General features: G+C 38.8%; 19 protein-coding genes, 1 pseudogene and 1 riboswitch. Of the genes and pseudogenes, 11 read left to right on the forward strand and 9 right to left on the reverse strand.

From position 1 onward, the window contains the following. Window positions 1–60: 60 nt before the first annotated feature. The 5 genes from LJC66_RS05130 (at window position 61) to LJC66_RS05150 (ending at window position 5027) form a co-directional block, all read left to right on the forward strand. Entirely contained in the window at window positions 61–279 is a 219-nt protein-coding gene (locus tag LJC66_RS05130; RefSeq protein WP_230931947.1) for a hypothetical protein, read from the forward strand. Beyond that, window positions 276–536 carry a hypothetical protein gene (locus LJC66_RS05135; protein WP_230931948.1) on the forward strand — a complete coding sequence of 87 codons (261 nt, stop codon included), beginning with the start codon at window positions 276–278 and terminating at the stop codon, window positions 534–536. Before LJC66_RS05130 ends, LJC66_RS05135 begins: the two co-directional genes overlap by 4 nt. A 279-nt stretch (window positions 537–815) precedes the next feature. Continuing rightward, complete coding sequence (locus LJC66_RS05140) at window positions 816–3347, forward strand: EAL domain-containing protein (RefSeq protein ID WP_230931949.1); 2532 nt, start codon at window positions 816–818, stop codon at window positions 3345–3347. Window positions 3348–3404: 57 nt separating this feature from the next. Then, window positions 3405–4049 carry a GTP cyclohydrolase I FolE gene (gene folE / locus LJC66_RS05145; RefSeq protein ID WP_050688360.1) on the forward strand — a complete coding sequence of 215 codons (645 nt, stop codon included), beginning with the start codon at window positions 3405–3407 and terminating at the stop codon, window positions 4047–4049. A gap of 48 nt (window positions 4050–4097) precedes the next feature. Next, a complete protein-coding gene (locus LJC66_RS05150) occupies window positions 4098–5027 on the forward strand; it encodes an NAD(P)/FAD-dependent oxidoreductase (RefSeq protein WP_230931950.1) in 930 nt (309 codons plus the stop codon). Window positions 5028–5063: 36 nt separating this feature from the next. On the opposite strand, the gene LJC66_RS05155 is transcribed toward LJC66_RS05150, so the two are convergent. After that, complete coding sequence (locus LJC66_RS05155; RefSeq protein WP_195695146.1) at window positions 5064–5342, reverse strand: hypothetical protein; 279 nt, start codon at window positions 5340–5342, stop codon at window positions 5064–5066. A 206-nt stretch (window positions 5343–5548) separates the two neighbouring features. Here LJC66_RS05155 and LJC66_RS05160 point away from each other — a divergent pair, with 206 nt between their 5' ends. Continuing rightward, a complete protein-coding gene (locus LJC66_RS05160; RefSeq protein WP_230931951.1) occupies window positions 5549–7993 on the forward strand; it encodes a sensor domain-containing protein in 2445 nt (814 codons plus the stop codon). A 334-nt stretch (window positions 7994–8327) separates the two neighbouring features. On the opposite strand, the pseudogene LJC66_RS05165 reads toward LJC66_RS05160, so the two are convergent. From LJC66_RS05165 to LJC66_RS05190, 5 genes and pseudogenes are all read right to left on the reverse strand, one after another. Further along, window positions 8328–8441: pseudogene (locus tag LJC66_RS05165) on the reverse strand (flagellin); the annotation flags it as partial. Between the two features lie 343 nt (window positions 8442–8784). Beyond that, a complete protein-coding gene (locus LJC66_RS27925; RefSeq protein WP_308280723.1) occupies window positions 8785–9783 on the reverse strand; it encodes a flagellin N-terminal helical domain-containing protein in 999 nt (332 codons plus the stop codon). Between the two features lie 235 nt (window positions 9784–10018). Next, the gene (pcp, locus tag LJC66_RS05180) at window positions 10019–10660 is read right to left on the reverse strand and encodes a pyroglutamyl-peptidase I (protein ID WP_230931952.1); all 642 of its coding nucleotides are present in this window, start codon (window positions 10658–10660) and stop codon (window positions 10019–10021) included. Between the two features lie 14 nt (window positions 10661–10674). Continuing rightward, window positions 10675–11640: a DUF979 domain-containing protein gene (locus tag LJC66_RS05185; RefSeq protein ID WP_230931953.1), complete on the reverse strand. Its 966-nt coding sequence runs from the start codon at window positions 11638–11640 to the stop codon at window positions 10675–10677. Then, window positions 11641–12345: a DUF969 domain-containing protein gene (locus LJC66_RS05190; protein WP_230932166.1), complete on the reverse strand. Its 705-nt coding sequence runs from the start codon at window positions 12343–12345 to the stop codon at window positions 11641–11643. A 375-nt stretch (window positions 12346–12720) separates the two neighbouring features. On the opposite strand from LJC66_RS05190, the gene LJC66_RS05195 reads away from it, so the two are divergent. After that, a complete protein-coding gene (locus tag LJC66_RS05195; protein WP_230931954.1) occupies window positions 12721–13626 on the forward strand; it encodes a zinc ribbon domain-containing protein in 906 nt (301 codons plus the stop codon). Window positions 13627–13690: 64 nt separating this feature from the next. After that, window positions 13691–15148, forward strand: a complete 1458-nt coding sequence (locus LJC66_RS05200; RefSeq protein ID WP_230931955.1) for a zinc ribbon domain-containing protein — start codon at window positions 13691–13693, stop codon at window positions 15146–15148. Between the two features lie 93 nt (window positions 15149–15241). Here LJC66_RS05200 and LJC66_RS05205 read toward each other — a convergent pair whose 3' ends face one another. Then, on the reverse strand, window positions 15242–15799 hold the full coding sequence (locus tag LJC66_RS05205) for an HPP family protein (protein ID WP_230931956.1): 558 nt from the start codon (window positions 15797–15799) through the stop codon (window positions 15242–15244). A 233-nt stretch (window positions 15800–16032) separates the two neighbouring features. Here LJC66_RS05205 and LJC66_RS05210 point away from each other — a divergent pair, with 233 nt between their 5' ends. Both LJC66_RS05210 and LJC66_RS05215 read left to right on the forward strand, forming a co-directional pair. After that, window positions 16033–16824, forward strand: a complete 792-nt coding sequence (locus LJC66_RS05210; protein WP_230931957.1) for a histidinol-phosphatase HisJ family protein — start codon at window positions 16033–16035, stop codon at window positions 16822–16824. Between the two features lies 1 nt (window position 16825). Beyond that, entirely contained in the window at window positions 16826–17263 is a 438-nt protein-coding gene (locus LJC66_RS05215) for an SMI1/KNR4 family protein (RefSeq protein WP_230931958.1), read from the forward strand. A 46-nt stretch (window positions 17264–17309) separates the two neighbouring features. Here LJC66_RS05215 and LJC66_RS05220 read toward each other — a convergent pair whose 3' ends face one another. Both LJC66_RS05220 and LJC66_RS05225 read right to left on the reverse strand, forming a co-directional pair. Continuing rightward, window positions 17310–17432 (reverse strand): anti-repressor SinI family protein, encoded by a 123-nt coding sequence (locus LJC66_RS05220; protein WP_195695136.1) that lies wholly within the window; start codon window positions 17430–17432, stop codon window positions 17310–17312. A gap of 20 nt (window positions 17433–17452) precedes the next feature. Beyond that, a riboswitch (cyclic di-GMP riboswitch) is annotated at window positions 17453–17539 on the reverse strand. A gap of 111 nt (window positions 17540–17650) precedes the next feature. After that, window positions 17651–17986: a helix-turn-helix domain-containing protein gene (locus LJC66_RS05225; RefSeq protein WP_195695135.1), complete on the reverse strand. Its 336-nt coding sequence runs from the start codon at window positions 17984–17986 to the stop codon at window positions 17651–17653. A gap of 196 nt (window positions 17987–18182) precedes the next feature. On the opposite strand from LJC66_RS05225, the gene LJC66_RS05230 reads away from it, so the two are divergent. Next, on the forward strand, window positions 18183–19901 hold the full coding sequence (locus LJC66_RS05230; protein WP_230931959.1) for a phospho-sugar mutase: 1719 nt from the start codon (window positions 18183–18185) through the stop codon (window positions 19899–19901). The last annotated feature ends 124 nt before the right edge of the window (window positions 19902–20025 follow it).

Here is a 20025-nt window from a genome sequence, read left to right on the forward strand (position 1 = left end):
ACATAAAGATAGAACCCCTAGATGGATAAGTGATGGATAAGATGTAAAAGGAGAGTTTAGATGAAGTTGTTTAAAGATGCGTCTAAACGAGAGCATCAAAATTGGAATAAAGCTGTGTCGGCAGGTTTTTATATACTTTTATTGCTGCTGTTTGTGAACATAATAATGTATACCTATAAAGGTGCCGAGTTAGTGTCGTCATCTTCTATGTTTTGGACAGGGATCATTGTGACGTTCGGCTATCAGTTCATTTTAAATAGAAAAAGTGAGAAAAAATGAATAAACAGCCTTGGCACCATTCAGAAAAATTCCTGCTGCTGCTGTGCTTTTTTGCACCACCCATTGGTTATATAGTGGTGGTAGTAAATAAGAAAAAGTTAAGCCGAGAACAGTGGCTGAGTAACTTAACGGTAGCTACTATTATAATGTCCATATGGCTGCTGAAGTTTTTACCTCATCAGTGGGGAACGATTATTTTATTAACGGGCGTGGGAATCTATTGGTATCATCGAATTTTGAAGAAGTTTAAGAAATAGGGGCAGGAATAAAGAAAGTTAAATTTTCCCCCTTTGATATTTTGAAAAAAGAAGTTAAAATATTATAGTAATACAAATTTGTTCTACCCATGTAAATAAAAGTATTTATTTGATGTGTTTTATGATTAGTTAAGAATAGAGCCAACCAAAGCGGTTGGTTTTTTGTATGAGTTCATTCTTTTTTTGTGGAAATTGAAGAATAGTATCCGATGTAAAGCTAGAGCATACAGGCGAGTTTTAAACTGTCGGATTAGTTCTTTAAACAGGAGGCCATCACTAGTGTCGATAAAGAAAAAGTTATCCGTATTCTTTACTTTGCTGGTATTGTGTATTCTACTAGCAAATAACACCTTGCACTACATTCGATCAAAAAATAGATTAATAGAGTTTAACCAAAAGGAAATTACGCTGGTAACAGAAGAAATTGCGTACGAAGTCGAAAATTCCAAAAATAGTGCTTCCTATATGGAAGATCGAATGGCAAAAGAATTACGAACGGCTTCAATTGCGATTCAACAGTCTTTGCCTGCTGATTATCATGACATCAGCAACGACCAGTTAAAACAACTGGCTAAAAAACTGATGATATCTCACATTACATTATTAGCTCCTGCAGGAGACGATATTATAGGCGTAAAATCTTCTGATCCTAAGGAAATCAATATGTCTACCAAAGAGTGGGGCTATTGGTATACATCTTTCCAGCAGCTTCTTTCACAGCAGCCGGTTACTACCAAAAAAGGATTTGCTTTATCTCACTTTTGGAGCGGGCCGATTGAAATAGCTTCCAGCAACCCTAATCACATTGACAAATGGGGTTATTATTACGACGGGTCTACTAATTATATTATTAACCCTTATTTTCGTGATAAGCATGTGCTGGATTTTGAAAGGAAATTTGGTCCTACGAACGTAATGAACCGCTTTACTGAAAATCTTGACGGCGTTCTTGAACTGACCGTTTTTAACCCTAAAAATTTCGGAAGAAAAAATCAAAACGTATATTTAAACGGCAATAAATATATTAAAATAAAAGATCAGCCGATTGGGTACGGAACATACACGTATCGAAATACTAAACGTGACGAACAGTTTATTCAAAAGGCCTTAAAAACAGGAAAATCACAAAGCTATACTGCTGCCATTAACCATAAAAAAGTATTAAAAACATTGGTGCCGATTAAAGAAAAAAACTCTCCAGCTTACGTAATAGGCGTAGTGTATGACTACGGACTTATTGAAAAAGAGCTGCAGCAAGAATTAATCAAACATTTATTGCTGTCTCTTCCATTCATTCTTCTTGTTCTTATTATCAGCTTTATCTTCTCTACATCGATTACGCGGCCAATTAAACATATTATGGAGCACGTAAATCAAATCGCCAAAGGCAATTTTGGCAAGGTGCTGAATACAAGAAGAAAAGATGAGCTGGGAGGACTTGTGGCAAATATCAACCACCTTTCTCACTTTTTAAAAACATATGTGGACGATTTAAAGAAAAGTCAGGAAGAAAGTGAGTATCATGCATACCACGACTTTTTGACAGGATTGCCGAACAGAAGATATTTTAAAGAAGAATTAAACAGGCGCTTAATTGAGTCAAAGGAAAAGTCTATTCGTCACGTAGCCGTGTTATTTATGGATATAGACCGGTTTAAAGATATTAATGATACGCTAGGGCATTCAAAAGGAGATCAGCTTATACAGCTGATAGCCAACCGTATTAAAGAATGTCTGCCTCCTGCTAACAGCTTTCTTACAAGGCAAGGAGGAGACGAGTTTGTCATTTTATTCAGTGATTTTACGCCGGAAGAAGTTGAGCGTATCACCGAGAAGATCATTGCGTATGTCCAACAGCCCTGCTACATTGACAATGATGAAGTTTTCGTCAGTATCAGCAGCGGGTTAAGCTTTTATCCGGAACACTCTACGAATTTGGACACGCTTATTACGTATGCAGATGTCGCCATGTATGCTTCAAAAAGACAAGGCGGCAATAAAGTAAGTATTTATCACGATTCGTTAAATCAAAAACAAGCTGAAAAGGTTCACATCGAAACGCGCTTGCGAAAAGCAATTCAAAAAGGTGACATTGACGTTTACTATCAGCCGAAAATAGAAGCGAAGCGCAATGTAATCACCGGCGTAGAAGCATTAGTTCGCTGGAATGACGCAGAGCTTGGGTTTGTTTCTCCGGAAGTATTTATCCCTATAGCAGAAGAAGCTGGTTTGATTCAGTCTCTATGGGAAGTTGTTATGAAGAAAGCTTGTTCTCAAGTCAGCAAATGGAACAAGAACCGAAACGAAAAAATGACGCTAGCGGTTAATTTTTCTCCGCGGCAATTTCAAGATCCGATTGTGTTGGTTAATGAAATACAGCAATTTCTTTCGCTCCATAGATTTGATCCCGCATGGTTTGAAATGGAAATTACGGAAAGTACATTGCTTATGAACGCGGAAGAAACGATTAAAGCTTTACATTTGTTAAAGAAATATGGTATATCAATTTCTATCGATGATTTTGGAACCGGATATTCTTCATTGAGTTATTTAAAAAAATTACCAATCGATTGTTTGAAAATCGACCGGTCTTTTATCCAGGATATTCAAGAAGATTACAGCAATAGTGAAATTGCCCAGGCGATTATCAGCTTATCTCAAAGCTTAAAGCTTGAAGTAATCGCAGAAGGTGTGGAAGAAGAATATCAAAAAGCGTTTTTAATGGAAAATGGCTGTGATCACATGCAGGGGTACTTGTTTAGCAAGCCACTTGCTGCAGAAGATTTTGAAAAAGCGTTTTTAAATAGCTGAAGCAAAACCATCAATTGAAAATAAACTTACTAAAAAGAGGGAAGAGGACATAAAAAGATGGCACTTAGTACACAAAATTTAATTGCTCAAAAATTTTTAGAAACAGTAGGAACAAATTCAACTGAAATTGATAAAAAAATAGGTCAGGCTGACACATTTATGAATGCGGTGAAAGAACTGATTGATTTATGCGGAGATAATCCGGAAAGAGACGGTCTTGAAGAGACGCCGTACCGCGTGTTAAAGGCATTTTTGGAATACACGGAAGGCTACCGAGAAGACCCGAAAGCTCATTTGGAAAAAACATTCGATGTAAATCACAACGAACTGGTATTAATACGAGATATCGAGTTTCACTCAATGTGTGAACATCACTTTGCGCCGTTCTTTGGCGTTGCCCACGTTGGGTATATACCGGATAAAAAAATTACAGGTCTATCTAAAATCGCTCGTACGGTAGAAGGATATGCAAAGAGATTTCAAGTTCAAGAACGTCTAACAAATGAAATTGCAGATGCAATCGAAGAAGTGTTAGAGCCGAAAGGAGTTATGGTGATTATTGAAGCGAAGCATATGTGCATGTGCGGAAGAGGAATTAAAAAATCTTCAGCTTCTACAGCCACTTCATCCGTTCGAGGGACATTTGTGGAAAAACCAGAGGTTCGAGGAGAATTTTTATCTCTTTTACAGCGACAAATGTAAAGAAACAAAAAGCCATATAAGCTGAGAAGCAGAAGCGAGGTGAGCTGTATGCAACATGTTGACGTACTGATTATTGGCGGAGGACCCGCTGGTATCTCTGCTGCGGTGTGGTGTAAAAGGCTAGGCGTTGAGTGCTTGCTTCTTGAAGAGCAGGCACAGTTAGGCGGACAGCTGTTTACGATTTATAATGAGATTATTGATTATCCCGGAATACAAGCGGAAAATGGAATTGAGATGCAGCGGAAAATGGTTCAGCATTTTATTGATATGGACTGCTTATATGAAGCGAATACAAAAGTAATTTCTATTGACGAACGTTCTAAAACAGTCAAAGTAAAGCAGCAAGAAACAGAAAAAGAAATTGGCTATACGTATCTTATTTTAGCAACGGGTTCTAGTCAGCGAAAGCTCGGAGTGCCTGGTGAGCAGCAAATGATTGACCGAGGAGAAGTGTATTCAGCTTCAGCAGACGGAGAACGGTTAAAAGGTAAAAGGGTTGCTCTCATTGGCGGAGGAGACCGGGCTTTTGAAGGAGCACATCTTTTAGCATCAAAAGCAAAACAAGTATATTTGATTCATCGCTCTACACATTTTAAAGCAAGAGAGCAATACGTTGAAAAAGTTCTTTCCGATCCTGGTATTAAGGTGATAACAGATACCGAAGTGACGGCTATCCATGGAAAGCATCACGTCACATCGATCGATTTAAAAAGTAAAAACAGTGAATGCGAGAACTTAACAGTAGACGCAGTGCTGATCAGACTAGGCGTAGCGCCCAATGTTGAACTCATTAAAGAAAAAGTCACCACTACGCAAAGCGGACTCATCGTCATCAATGAAGTGCATCAAAGCAGCAACCCAGCTATTTATGCCATTGGAGACGCGTGCACGACTCCCTTGTTTTCTAGTATCAGCTCTTCAGCCGGTCAAGGAGCGATTGTAGCCAAGCATGTATCGAGCCTTTTGAAAAAGTCATAATATCAAAAAGCATCTATCAAATCGATAGATGCTTTTTTACGTAACATAATAAAAGAAACATAGCAGAAGTACGTTCACAGGCAGACAAATCGTTTGGAAAAAAGCAATGTAGTTTTGAGGCGTAGCGCTGATTCTTTTTACCAGTATACACTCGGTGATGTAATTAAAAAGAACGATGATAGAAGCGACTGTTATATACGTCCAGACGTTCTGCTGAAACAAACGAGTAAAAAGAGGGGAGAAAAGAAGCAGAAAAGCAGCGGTTTGAAAAGAACCTCTAGAAAATAAGTCGAATTTTTTAGCACTTTGAGTCACGCTATCCCTCCTTTATATGTTTTATTTTACCAAACTAAAAAGACTTTAAAAACGGTTTCAGTTATTTTTACCTGAGATGTTCCTCATTTGGGGAAAGTAGGGTGAAATATATGTCAAATATAGCTTATAATAATATAAAAGAAATAGATAAAAGGAGGCGTCATGAGATCTTGCCGGATAAAAACACGGAGAAGGAGCAGTCGATCATGATCATGAAACATCTTGATCGTTTGAACACACAGCTTTTAAAAGAATACAGTGAAGGTATTTTTTTTATTAACTGTGAAGGCGATATCATGTTTAGCAACGAAGCAGCCTTCAAGCTAACAGGAAACGAACACAAACAAAAAAGCCAGCAGCTGACGGCTCTTATACATAAGCCGAAACAACAGCAGGCACAAGAACTTTTTCAACGTGCTTTAAAAGGGGAAAAAGTTCATTTTTCGACAACTATCAATCATAAAACAAAAAAAGAACTTCATTTATATATCACTCTTATTCCTATTATCGTAAGTGAGCAAGTAGCGGGCGTTTATGCCGTATGCAGAGATGATTCAAAAGAGCAGGAGCGCTCCAATCACATTTCTCAATTAGAAACACATTTGAAAATGGAGCAAAAGCTTGCGAATGTGGGAAGCTGGTATTACGACGTGACGGAAGATAAAAGCTATTGGTCACCTCAGCTGTATAATATTTACGGATTAAATCCTAGTCAGCTCTTTACTCCTTCTTTTAGAGATGTTCTTCAATTTATTAAAGAATGTGACCAAAAAAGATTAAAAAAAGCAGTTACAGAGGCACTTTCAACGGGAGAAAGTTATAAAATTGAATACGCGCTGATGCGGCCAAACGGTGAAGAACGTACGGTGTTTGAGCAAGCGGACGCACTAGCAGATGAGCAAGGAAACGTCATACAGCTGATCGGCGTTGTTCATGATATTACCGAATCAAAAGTGATTACGAATGAATTAAAGCAAAAAGAACAGCAGTTTCAAACCATTTATAACAACTTGGATGCCGGAATATGGTCCGTTGATGTGTCAAGCAATAAAATGATTGTATGTTCAAACGGTGTTAGCCACATTTACGGAGAAGATGCGATTAAATTTTTGGAAGATAGAGATCTGTGGAAAAGCTTTATTCACCCTGACGATAAACCAGCTGTGGCAAAAGCGCAGCATCAGTTGCAAAAAGGAAAAACAATTCGCCAGCAGTATCGAATCTACACAAAAACAGGTGAGATGAAATGGGTAAAAGATCGATGCATTCCCACGCTTGACGAAAACGGCAACCTGATGCGCATAGACGGCATTGTTGAAGATATTACCGCAGAAAAAAAGTACGTGGACCAAGTTGAATATCTTGCAACTCATGATCATGTGACAAACTTGCCGAATCGAAGAAAGTTTGAAAGAGAATTAAAAAATTTCATTCGGCAAATGAAAAAAGAAAGAGATTCATTAGCGGTCTTTTATGTAGGATTGAATCGCTTCAAACATATTAATGATACGTTAGGCCACGACGTAGGCGATCGCCTGCTGCAGCGTATCACCAATCGGTTAAAAAAGTTTGTTACGCCAGATGTGATGCTAGCTAGAGCAGGAGAAGACGAGCTTGCAATTTGTTTTTTATCTCTTGCACATATAAATGAATGTCAAAAGCTAGCGGCAGCACTTTTTCAAGAAATCGAAAAAGAAATTACCATTGACGACTTTTCTCTGTACGTCACAGCCAGTATCGGAATCAGCATCTATCCCCATGACGGTGAAGATGTGAAAACCTTATTGACCAATGCCAACCTTGCTATGCGCCGTGCAAAAGAAATCGGGCGAAGCGACTGGCAGCTGTATTCGCCGTTAATGGACAGCGAGACGTATAAAAGCTATCATCTGGAAACAGGACTGCGCAACGCGCTTCTGCAAGATGAGTTTTTTATTGAATATCAGCCAAAAGTTCATACAAACAGCAGAGAGATTGATAGTATCGAAGCGTTAATTCGCTGGAATCACCCGGAATGGGGGCGCGTATCACCAGAAGACTTTATTCCATTAGCGGAAGAAACTCATTTAATTATTGAACTCGGCGACTGGGTGATCGAGAACGTCTGCAAGCAGCTGCAGCAGTGGAAGAGTCAAGGATTACAAACCGTGCCCGTTTCGATTAACGTCTCGTCTAAACATTTGCTGAAACGAGGATTTGTAGAGCACGTTCAACAAACGTTAGCTCATTACAACATCGACCCTTCATTCATTGAATTTGAAGTGACGGAAAGCTCTATTATTCAGTATGAAGAACACGTAAAAAAAGTCATGGACGAATTAAAGAAAATCGGCGTAACGTTTGCTTTAGATGATTTTGGCACCGGCTTTTCTTCGTTATCATATTTAAAAGACTTCGAATTTAACACGCTCAAAATCGATAAAACATTTATTCAACACGCGACCGATAAAGGAAAGCAGCAGGCGATTACAAAAAGCATTTTGTACTTAGCTCATGCTCTTAACATGAAAGTGATCGCAGAAGGCGTTGAAACAAAAGAACAGCTTGCCTTTTTACAAAAGCATGAATGTTCCTTTATTCAAGGCTATATTGTGAGTCAGCCGGCTGCGCCTCAAAAAATTGCCGAATATTTAAAGGAACGATTTCTATAAAAAAAGTGATGTCTCGACGGAGACATCACTTTTTTTTACGCTTGAATAGGTTTTCGAAGCGTCCAAATTTGGTAAAACATATAAAGAGACTGATAGATGGTCAAATACGTCAGCAGAATCCAGCCGTTCATTAAGTACGGGTAAATAGCTTGCTGTACGGAAGTAGATAGCGTTGTACACTATCAAAAAAGGCTTTGGAAGTTTGCTGAGAAGGAAAGCTTTTGTTGAGAAGATGATATCTGAGCAATTAATAGCATTAATATGCTAGGATCAAATAAATAAAATCACATGACAGAAAAGAGTCTCCATTATGGAGACTCTTTAAAAATGCCAATTAACGTAACAGTTGAAGTACGTTTTGCGGCTGTTGGTTAGCTTGACCTAACATAGCCTGAGAAGCTTGAGATAGAATTGAATTCTTTGTTTGTTCCATCATTTCTTTCGCCATCGTGCGAACATTTGCTTTCACAAATGACTAGACTATATCTTCACCCTCTAAAAAGTAGGGGCCGGGCACTTCGGGTATAAATAAACGGAACAGCATATTTTTACCCTACAGATTTCATCGTCGTAGCAGGATGCCTTAGACGGTTTATCTTAGTCGTTGAACTTTCTCCAGAGTTTCCTCACAGGAGCTTAGCTGCTGATTGCCCAATCTTTTCTTTCTTTAAACCGTTGCGCCTGTCGTTTCCAACTACGCTGTGGTAAGAAAAGCTCTCAGGGGTTTCCAGCAATTCACCCGATTATAATCACTAGCCGTTACCAGCTAGGACGACTGTGCTTAGGGCTGCTTAGGCAGCTAAAGCATAATCTACGTCACGGATACGTGATTCCGCAGCTGTTAGGTTTTCTGATGATGTGCTCAGGTTGTTGATTCGATGATCTAGCCTATTTTGTTTCGAGCCTAAGTTAGAACGTTCATCCGAAACTTTTTTTAAAGCTGACTCAAGGTTAGTGATTGCAGTGTTAGCGTTATCTCGAGTAGTCAAATCATCATTATTTATTCCTAAACCATTTGCACTCATGTCACTAATACTCAAGCTCATTGTATCTCCATTATTTGCACCAGTTTGGAATGTAACAGATCCATTACCTTCAACAACAATGTTGGTACTATTAAGGCCGGCTGCTGAAAACGTACTGTCTGTTTGAATAGTTATATCAAACTTATCAATTTTTAATGTCTGTGCTCCATCTTTCATAGTTCCACCAGCAATTGTTTCAGTGTTTCCATCGCCATCTGCAATAGTGAAATTTGTTCCATCATCAGTAATTGTGTATGTTCCAGCAGCGCCACTTCCAGAGATGGAAGTTACACCTGTAACTGCTAAAGCGGTAGAGCTTAATGGATCCGTACTTACAGCGTTACCAAAAGTTCCGTCTAACAAAGTCATTTTATTGAATTTTGTTTGGGATGCAGTATCAGTGATTTCAGTTTTTAATTGTTGAAATTCCGAATCTATTTGTTTTCGATCTTCATTGGTATACGTATCCGAAGAAGCTTGAACAGCTAATTCGCGCATTCTTTGAACCATAGATTGAGTTTCTGATAATGCACCTTCTGCTGTTTGAATTAATGAAATTCCATCTTGAGCATTACGAGAAGCTTGGTCTAGCCCACGAATTTGTCCACGCATCTTCTCAGAGATTGCAAGACCTGCTGCATCATCAGCCGCACTGTTGATACGTAAGCCTGATGATAATTTCTCCATTGATTTAGCTTGAGCGTTATTAGCGCTGTTAAGTTTACCATACGTGTTTAAAGCTGTAATGTTGTGATTAATTCTCATTTTCCTTACCTCCGTATAATGGTTTTACTTCTTGGCTTACATCCTTGTATGCAAGAAGTGTCTCGCCCTTGGACGAGATAAAAGTAATTGAACATATTGAGAAAATACGTTCATACTATATATCGACTGGGAGGTAAGGTTGTTTATAGCTTTTATTGATTTATTTAATGAAAACTTTGTACTTATATAAAAAGAAAAACCAGCTCTTTTTATGAACTGGTTTTTAGTATTAGTATTAATGAGTAGCGCCGCCTGAAACTAAAATGTCATCTTCTGTTACAATTGTGGTTTTTACGACAGAAAGCAATCCCCGCATAATCAAATCCAGCGACATGCTCGCTTTCCCCGGATGATTCACGGCTTGTTCAGGAAGGTAAGGAATATGAACAAACCCGCCTTTAATACAACAGTTTTGAATCATGTTCATAAGCCCATAAAATACGTGGTTACAGACAAACGTTCCAGCGGTTTGAGAAACGCTGCTTGGGATGCCTGCTTGGCGCAGGTTTTCGACAGCTGCTTTGATGGGCAGTGTCGAAAAGTATGCGGCGGGGCCATTTTCGATAATAGGGCGGTCAATCGGCTGCTGGCCGATGTTGTCAGGGATTCGCGCGTCGTCTACGTTAATTGCAACGCGTTCGACCGTAATTCCTTCTCGGCCGCCTGCTTGTCCAACGCAAATGACGATAGAAGGGCTGACTTCTTCTATATACGTATGAAGCTTTGCGAGCGATTCCCCAAACACAGTAGGAAGAGGTTGAGCAATAATGTGATAGTCTTCAACAGCTACACCGTCCAAAGCTTTTACAGCTTCTAAAGACGGGTTAATGCTTTCACCTTCAAATGGTTCAAAGCCAGTTAGCAATACAGTTGTCATTCTACTAGTCTCCTTTAAAAGTGATATACAAGGTAGTACATTAATAATGTGTTAACGACAAAAACGGATAAAGCAATCGGTAATTGAGCTTTAATTACGGCGTTTTTGTCTTTTAATTCAAGCAGCATAGCAGGTACGATGTTAAAGTTGGCTGCCATTGGCGTTAACAGCGTGCCGCAGTAGCCAGCAAACATGCCGAGCGCTGCCATAATCGCTGGATTTCCTCCGTGCATATGTACAATCAGCGGAAGACCAATCCCTCCAGTAATAACGGCAAACGCCGCAAAGGCATTTCCCATGACAATCGTAAATAACAGCATCCCCAAACAGTAAGCAAGCACAGCCACAAACGCATAGTTAGTCGGAAGCACATCACTTACAATATCTGATACTACTGTTCCAACGCCTGATTTTGAAAAGATGCCGCCAAGCGCTGCGAGCATTTGCGGTAAAATAACCGCCCAGCCGACGGCTTGAAGCAAGCGGCTTCCTTCTTTAACAGGCACGTCCATTTTTGCTTTGGTAACGCCCATTGAAGCGATAAACGCAATGACAGCTGCGATTGCTAGTGAAATTAATGTAACTTTTTCTGGATCAATTAAAGCCCAGTTTCCAAACTTAATTTTGCCAAAGAGAAGAGTACCGATAATCGTAAAAATAGGAATAAGTAAAGCCGGTAAAAAGATTTTATTTTTTAATCTCTTCGCGTGAGCCACTCGTTCTTCAGCAGGTGTTTCCGCTTCATTGGATTTGGTTACGCGGTTAAATGAAGCAAGCAGCACCATAATAATGACTAAACATCCTACATAAAAAGGCGAAATGACGTTGCCAAATAAAAACGTAATAGAAAACAGTGCCCAGAATAGAGAAGACCCTAAACGGTTAGGATGGTTGTGGTCGCGTGCGATTCGAATCGCGATAAAAGCGACAATAATACCGAGTAAGTAGTAAATCATATCAAGCGTCAGGATGCTTTTCATTTAACTCGCCTCCGTCTTTGAAGCTGAGGTTGGTTTATGCTTCGTCATTTTTTTATGAATACGTCGGTCTAACTGACGGAAACGAATGGCACTGATCAGCAGCGCTGCGATGGCTGTTGGAATACCCCAAAGCGCCATATCCCAGACGTCAACGTGAATCCCTACAGAGTCAAAAAATCCTTTCATTAAAAGAATTCCACCCGTTGCGATAAAGATATCTTCACCAAAAAACCAGCCCGTATTTTCAGCTGCGGCTGCGTGAGCGCGAATATCTTCTTTGACTTTAGGCGGAAGCTCTCCGTATTTGGCACGAGCTGCACCTTCAGACATGGGTGCTACTAACGGACGCACGGATTGGGCGTGTCCTCCAATATTTAAGCCGACTGCAGCTGAGATTTCTCGAATAAAAAGATATATAAGTAAAACATTTCCAGAAGAAGCGTTTTTGGATTTTTTAATCAGCACTTCCGCTTGTTCCTTTAACCCGTATTTTTCTAACACGCCAAAAATAGGAAGAGTAAGTAAAATAGCCATAGACATATAGCGGTTATCTACAAAGAATTGGCCGAACATCGTAATTACTTCATGCAGTGACAGACCTGATACAAGGCCCGTCATGATGCCTGCGACGGTCACAACAAGCAGCGTGTTTAAACGAAATAAAAAGCCCACTGCCACTAGCAAAACCCCAATTAATTTCAATATAAAAAATCCCCCTCTAGGATGTATAGACCGTGCTACAAGGTCACCTCCATTACTTTTCTAAAAAAACAAAGATGTTTTGAGTATAAACAATTCTGAAAATTAAAACAAGATAGTTAAGGCATAAAATAGTTATATTGGTGAACTAAAAGCATAAAAAGAAGGTTTATACACAACATGCATGTAGAAATAAAAAAGAGAATTTTGCGAAGAAGTTTGGGGAGAAACTTTTTAAGCTGATATGCTGAAAACGCCTCTCCTAAAATACCAAAAATGGTGTATAATGCTAAATGATATGAATATAGAATTATATAGATTTTATATAAGTAAATCTATATAACTATATTTTAAACAATTTATTGAAGGGAGCAGAAGCATTTGAATTGTACAAATTGTGGCCATTTTAATGAAGGCGGGAAGTTTTGCGTGAAGTGCGGTCATAAATTACAAGAAGAGGCAGCTGTAAGCCAGGCGGCAGCAACATCTGAATATCAGTCTCAGCCGCAACCAGTGTATGCGCCTCAACAGCCTAATCAGCGTGTCCGTCAGGCGAAAAAAGTGTCAAAATCATTTTTTAGTTATTTTGCAGAAGGAATTAAAAATCCAACAGCTACAGCACAAGCAGCAGGGGAAAGCCAATTCGTTAATGCTCTTATCACCGTCATTCTTTATGCTCTTAGTATACCTATTATGCTGTATGTAGGCTGGAAGCTATTGTTGATTCAATTTGTTCGAAGCATGTTCAAACTGCCTATTATCAGTGAAGAGCTGGCTCCATCTGACATGGAGGATTTTAATACAGGCGCTGATTTGATAAAAGCCACAGATATAAACAGCATCATTCACTTCAATTTTACCGATTTTGTCTTTAAACAAGGGATTTTCATTTTTATTGGACTTGCGGTTATTATTGGAGCAACATATGTTGCAGCAAAGTTTGGAAAGGTAGACGTTTCTTTTAAAGAATTCTTCTCACGCTTTGGCACGTTTTTAATTATTCCAACAGCTCTTCTTTTAATTGGGCTTGTGCTTGCATTTCTTCACGTTGAATACTTCTCTTATTTTATGAATTTTGGTTTGCTAAGTATTTTCCTTGTGGTTCCATTTACGATTGCTAGCTTTAAGCAAAACGGAACAAATGGGCTTGATCGTATCTATAGCACTCTTATTGTATATGTAGTCATTACGATTGTGCTGACGTTCATTGCGAATGGCTTAGGAGAAGAAGCCAAAACCATTATTACAAGAATGGGAAACAGCAGTGAATTGAATGATCTATTTTAAGTCGACAGAAAGCATCGTGTACAGCGGTGCTTTTTCATACCATTATAAAAAAGGAGTGTAGAAATTGGGATATTGCAGAGAGTGTGGCCATCAGTTAACAAATGAGCATGAATTTTGTCCGGAGTGTGGACATCCCGTCGAAAGGAAAGCGGCTTCTAGTGAAGGAGCAGCATCACAGCGTTACGCAGAACCTGCATCATCTTCAGTAGAGGAAGGGAGACAATCGGTAAAGCCTTCAAATAAAAAAACAAAGGTTATAACCATTTCAGTTATAGCAGCAGCTGCTATACTTGGCGGTGCTTATTACGGAATAGATAAAACAATGATGGCGCCGAAAGCCGTGTCAGAAAAATTTATTGCTTCAGTAAAGGGCAATGATGTTGATAAAGTAAAAAAATATGTAAATGATGGTCAAATTCAATTAGAAGCCAACGATGAGCAAACAAAATCATTTATTACATATTTGCACGAAAATCCGGATGTCATGAAATCAATCTCTGAAGGGTTAGCGGCAGATAGCAGAGCGCTTGAAGCAGGAGTTCCAAGCGAAGATCACTCTTCATACGCTAAGCTAGAACAAGACGGAAAGAAGTGGGGAATCTTTGATCATTACACGGTACAAATAAACCCTGTATATGCAAAAGCTCAGTCTACAGAAGATGCGACAGTAGTATATATTGACGGTCAAAAAGCTGAAACGGTAAGCAGTGACTCCTCTAAAAAGGTTGGTCCATTTTTACCTGGTACGCATACCGTAAAAGGTGAAGTGCAAAATGATTATGGAAAAGTTGAAAACGAACAAGAGATTGAAGCCACCAACGGAGAAGATGTGAACGTTGAGTTTGATTGGTCAGATCATGCAGTATACATCTCTTCAGATTATGATGACGCGACCCTGTTCGTTAATGGTAAAGACACAAAAACAGAAATTGGCGATATTGAATATCTAGGTCCGCTGCCAATGGACGGTTCAGTAAAACTATATGCAAAACGTGGAGAGAAGAAAACGGAAGAAGTATCAATTAAAAAAGGCATGGAAGATGTTGCGCTTAATTTTGATGAAGAAAATACGACAGAAGCTACAGCAAAAGCATCGGCTCCTTCTAAGAATCAAGAGACGACGGACAAAGGTTCAGAAGTTAATTCTGGAGTATCTACTAGTGAAGTTTCTAGCTTTATTGAACAATATATGTACGCTACAATTTCCTCAATTAACAGTGGAGACTTCTCTATTGCAGAGCCATATATCGATTCTAACGGGCCAAAATACAAGGAACAAAAAGATTATACCGCTTACCTAATCAAAAAAGGAATAACAGAAGATTTATTAAGCTTTAATGTAAATAGAGTAACAAAAATTGATGACTCTATGTATAAAGTATATACAACAGAAGAGTATGACATTTCGTATGGAGACGGATCTGTGAAGTATAAAAAATTCAACAGTATTCATAAAGTAAAAGAGTTATCTGATGGAAGTTTAGGTGTTTATCAGCTTATTAGTTCAACTGAAGTAAAGTAATAGCTAATAAATAGACCCTGAAACAGCAAAAAACGTAGTAGGAAATAACAAATAAAAAAGACGTCTTCCATGAGAAGACGTCTTTTTTATATATCAAACCCAATACCTGGGATACTGCCGGTCTTGAAATAAATTATTATACACGGTAGAAATCAATACCACTACACAAGCACAAATCATAATAATACCTAAATATCCCCAGCCTGCTTGAGTATTAATTGCGACAATCGCGCTAGCTGCAGCAGGAGGATGAACGGTTTTGGTAAGAATCATTAAAATAAGAACAAAAGCAAGCACAATCGCTATGGTGATTAGACTTCGATGAAATAAGCTCCAAATAATAAGTGCGGAAACCGTTGCGAGCAAGTGTCCTCCAAGCACGTGGCGCGGCTGTGATAAAGGACCTTTGTGAGCTCCGAAGACAAGCACGCAACTCGCACCAATCGGAGCAAGCACCATTGGATAACCAAGCGCTAGTGCAATCGCGCTGCTGATGATAATCGCAATTAAGCCTCCGATAGAAGAAACGACCGCATCTCTATAATTGATTTTCGGTTCTTCTTTTAGTTCTCCTTTCATCTTTTTAGCATAAGAGCTTAAGTAAGACAGAAAGGGGCTTTTTGTTTGAGCAAAACTTTTTTCAATCTGCATTTCTTCTTTCCTTTCTCTTTTGTAAGTAAAAGTTGTTTGTCAAGTTGTATGTCAGAACATCTGCTATATTAAGTTAGTTTATAAGAAAAGAAGGATTACTGGAAGAGGAAAAATATCTTTTTTTAGTGGAAATTCTTTTCATGACCGAATAAAGGCAGGATAGGCGACATAAAGGGTATCTATGTGCAGTAAAAGCAGGAGAAATGTATAATAGACTTAGAGGTGACTAAATTATGTATCTAGTAGACTACCATCATCACACAAACAATTCATTTGACTCACAGGCAGTCATGAAAGAAGTGTGCGAACAAGCTGTAAAAAACGGCATAAACGAAATTTGTTTTACCGAGCACTTTTCATTAAATCCATTAGCGCCAACTTACGGTCATATGGATTTTGATAAATATGAACGAGAACTAGCAGAATGCAGAGATCAATTTCAAGGCCAGCTAGTGATTAAAAAAGGAATTGAAATTTGTGAGCCGCACTATTTAAAAGAGAAGTATCAAGAAACGATTAAGCAGGAGAACTTTGACTTTATTTTAGGATCGGTTCATAACATTAATAATATCAAGCTTCGTAAACATTTGGAGCTAAACGATAAAGAAGCGATTTACCGCGCTTATTTTAATGAAATGTATAAGCTAGTAAGCGAAGCGGATATTGATGTCTTGGCCCATTTAGATTTAATGAAGCGCTATGCATTTGAGCAATACGGCATTTACAACTTTCATCAATTCAAAGATATTCTTGCAGATATTTTGAAAAAAGCCATTGATCGCAATATTGGAATTGAAATTAACACTTCAGGTATGAGAGGGAAGCTGGGCGAAGCATTGCCCGCACTTGAAGTTGTTGGGCTGTACCGCGATTTAGGCGGAGAAATCTTAACAATTGGATCTGATTCACACTTTGCCGAAACCGTAGGAGCACATATGAAAGAAGCAGTTGAAATGGCAAAACAGTGCGGATTTACGCAGATTTATACGTTTGATCAGCGTCAGCCAAAAGGAATTCGTATTTAATATGAGCTTATTTCAATTTCTTCATAACGAAAAGCATAAATTTTATCCATTAGAAGCAAAAGAGATAGAAGCTGCGGAGCGAAGGTTAGGAACAAATTTCCCGGCAGAGCTCCGTCAATTTTATGCAGAAATAGGATATGGCTTTGCGAATAGAAACGAAACAACTGCTTTTCAGCGAATTATAGATCCAGACAGCGCAGTAGACTTGCATTTGCGTGAAGACTTTTACGAGCATGATTCTGATTTAGATATGTATGATGAAAGAGAGGGCTTTCTTTTCTTTGAAGTCGTAGAAGGATTGTATTTTGAAGTAAGGTGGGATACAGTGGATGCTTTGCCAGTGTACTTTATGAATACAAGAATCTCAGACTCCCTTCAAGCGTTTCTTGAACAGCTTGATTGCGACAGCCATTTCTATAAAAAAATGTTAGAAGAATAATATTATTTGCAAAAAGCACGCTCTAATATGAGCGTGCTTTTTAAATTTACTGTTGCTTGAACTCCGATAAAAATCTCCGGACTTCTTCGACGGTCAGCCCTAGCTTGCGAGCTGATTCCATAAGGCTTATCCATTCTTGATCAATTGACAGTACATTTTCTTTTTTCATTACGACTCATCCACCCTTTGCCAGGGAACCCAGCCGTCGTAGCCAAAAGTGGCCTTAGACCTGAAGCTTTGCGTCACTATTTTTCAATAGTTTTGCCCTTATCTGGATAATTTGTAATAGTGTTCTTAGTATACAGTTATTTTACAAGATAAAATTTGTAAAAGGTGTCGAAACGGGTCGATTGTCATAAAAAAATTAAAAGTCAGATAATAGATGCATCAGTTTGTTTTTCGGAACTTTAAATAGTACTGAAATTCAATAAATTCTTCTTTGGTCATGCCGTCTCGAATAGCTCGTTCAATTAAATAAAGCCATTCTTGGTTGAGACTTGGCTTTGAAGTTAGAGCTGGACGGCTGATATCGCCTTCAATTAATTCATCGATTGTTGTATGAAGAGAAGAAGCAATTTTATCAAGCATTTGAAGAGAAGGGTTATTATTTAACCCTTTTTCTAAATGAGATAAATACGATTTTGAAATACTAGCTTCTTCAGCTAAGCGTGTAATAGAATAGCCTTTTTTTAATCGCAAATTTTTAATCTTTTCTCCTATCACTTCAGTTCATCCTCTTTTAGTAGTTTTTTGTTCATTATAACGTATAAGAAGGGTTTGTGAACGTTTTTTTACTAAATAATGTTCTTTATAAAGAATATTATTTAGTTTTTTTACGGGACATATAAACCAATTCATGCACAGTTCATACAATCCGTGCACAATAAAAGCACAAAAACATAGAATAGGAGAGATGAACATGACGTGGAAAAGAGAATGGACTAAATGGAGTACTCATAAAGAGCTGCCAAGCGAATTAAAAAAACAAATGAATAAAATGACCGAAAGTGAACGAGAAGATGCTTTTTATAAACAGCTCGAATTTGGAACAGGCGGAATGAGGGGCGAACTCGGTGCGGGACCGAATCGTATGAATATCTATACCGTTCGAAAAGTCACTGCTGGACTAGCTGCATACATTAAAGAAAACGGAACGGAAGCTAAGAAACGAGGAGTCGTTATTGCCTATGATTCTCGTCATGGCTCAGCAGAGTTTGCTTTAGAAGCAGCCAAAACTTTAGGGTCTTACGGAATTAAAAGCTATGTATTTCAAGAACTGCGCCCAACGCCAGAATTATCATTTGCCGTTCGTTATCTTCGCGCTTATGCCGGCATTATGATTACAGCGAGCCATAATCCAGCAGAATACAATGGCTATAAAGTATACGGAGAAGACGGAGCACAGCTTCCTCCTACAGTGGCTGATGCTATCATCACGCATATGAACAAGATTGAAAATGAACTGGTGCTGGAAGTAAAAGACGAACGTGAACTTCTGAGACTAAATCTAGTAAGCTATATCGGCGAAAATCTGGATCAAGTGTACCTTGATTACGTAAAAGGACTTCAGCTAAACAACGATGGGGTAAAAACAAACCTGCATATTGTTTATACGCCGCTTCACGGTACAGGACAAACGCTTGTGCCTCAAGCACTTCAAAACGCCGGGTTTCAGCACATCACAATTGTGAACGAGCAAAAAAATCCCGATCCTAACTTTTCAACTGTTTCATCTCCTAATCCTGAAGAAGCACAGGCTTTTCAGCTAGCAATTCAGTACGGAAAAGAAAAAGCTGCGGATTTACTGCTTGCTACAGATCCAGATGCTGACAGGTTAGGAGTGGCAGTGAAAAATAACAGCGGTGAATACGTTCTATTAACAGGAAATCAAATGGGCGCTTTATTGCTGCATTATATGCTGTCACAGAAACAAGAAAAAGGAGTACTTCCAGATAACAGCGTAATCCTTAAAACAATTGTCACATCAGAATTAGGACGTGCAATCGCAGAAGATTACGGTGTACAAACAGTGGATACGTTAACTGGCTTTAAATACGTTGCAGAAAAAATAGAAGAATATAAAGGGGACAAAACCTTTCAATTCGGCTATGAAGAAAGCTACGGTTATTTAATTGGGGACTTTATACGTGATAAAGACGCTGTGCAGGCAGCCGTGATGATTGCTGAAGCTGCGGCTTATTATAAGCAGCAAGGAATGACGCTTTATGATGGACTAACTCAACTTTATGAAACATACGGCTATTACAAAGAGTCTCTTACTTCTTTCACTTTAAAAGGAAAGGACGGAGCAGAACAAATCAGCCGTATCGTGAACAGATTCCGTGAGCACCCTCTGACAGAAATAGCAGGTGCGGCAGTCGAGAAAATAGAAGACTATCAAAGCGGAAAAAGAACTAACTTGCTTACCGCTCAGCAAGAAAGGATGAACTTGCCTTCATCCAACGTACTGAAATTTTGGCTGCAAGACGGCTCTTGGTTTGCCATTCGTCCTTCAGGCACAGAGCCGAAAGTGAAGTTTTATTTTGGAGTCAAGCAAGGAACGGAGGAGGAGAGTGAAGAGCGATTAAGAGAAATGGAAACAAATGTTATTAATATGGTTGAAAGTATCATTTATTAGCAGAGAAGCGCTGACTGCATCAGGGTAATTTTTTATTAGCAAAAATACTGCCTGGATTCAAAGCGAAACAGCCTGGACGCATCAGCTGATTCTCACAATGTATCTGCTGCAACTGAAGAACAGC

Source organism: Priestia sp. TSO9 (assembly GCF_021029645.1).
Lineage (GTDB): Bacteria > Bacillota > Bacilli > Bacillales > Bacillaceae_H > Priestia > Priestia megaterium_E.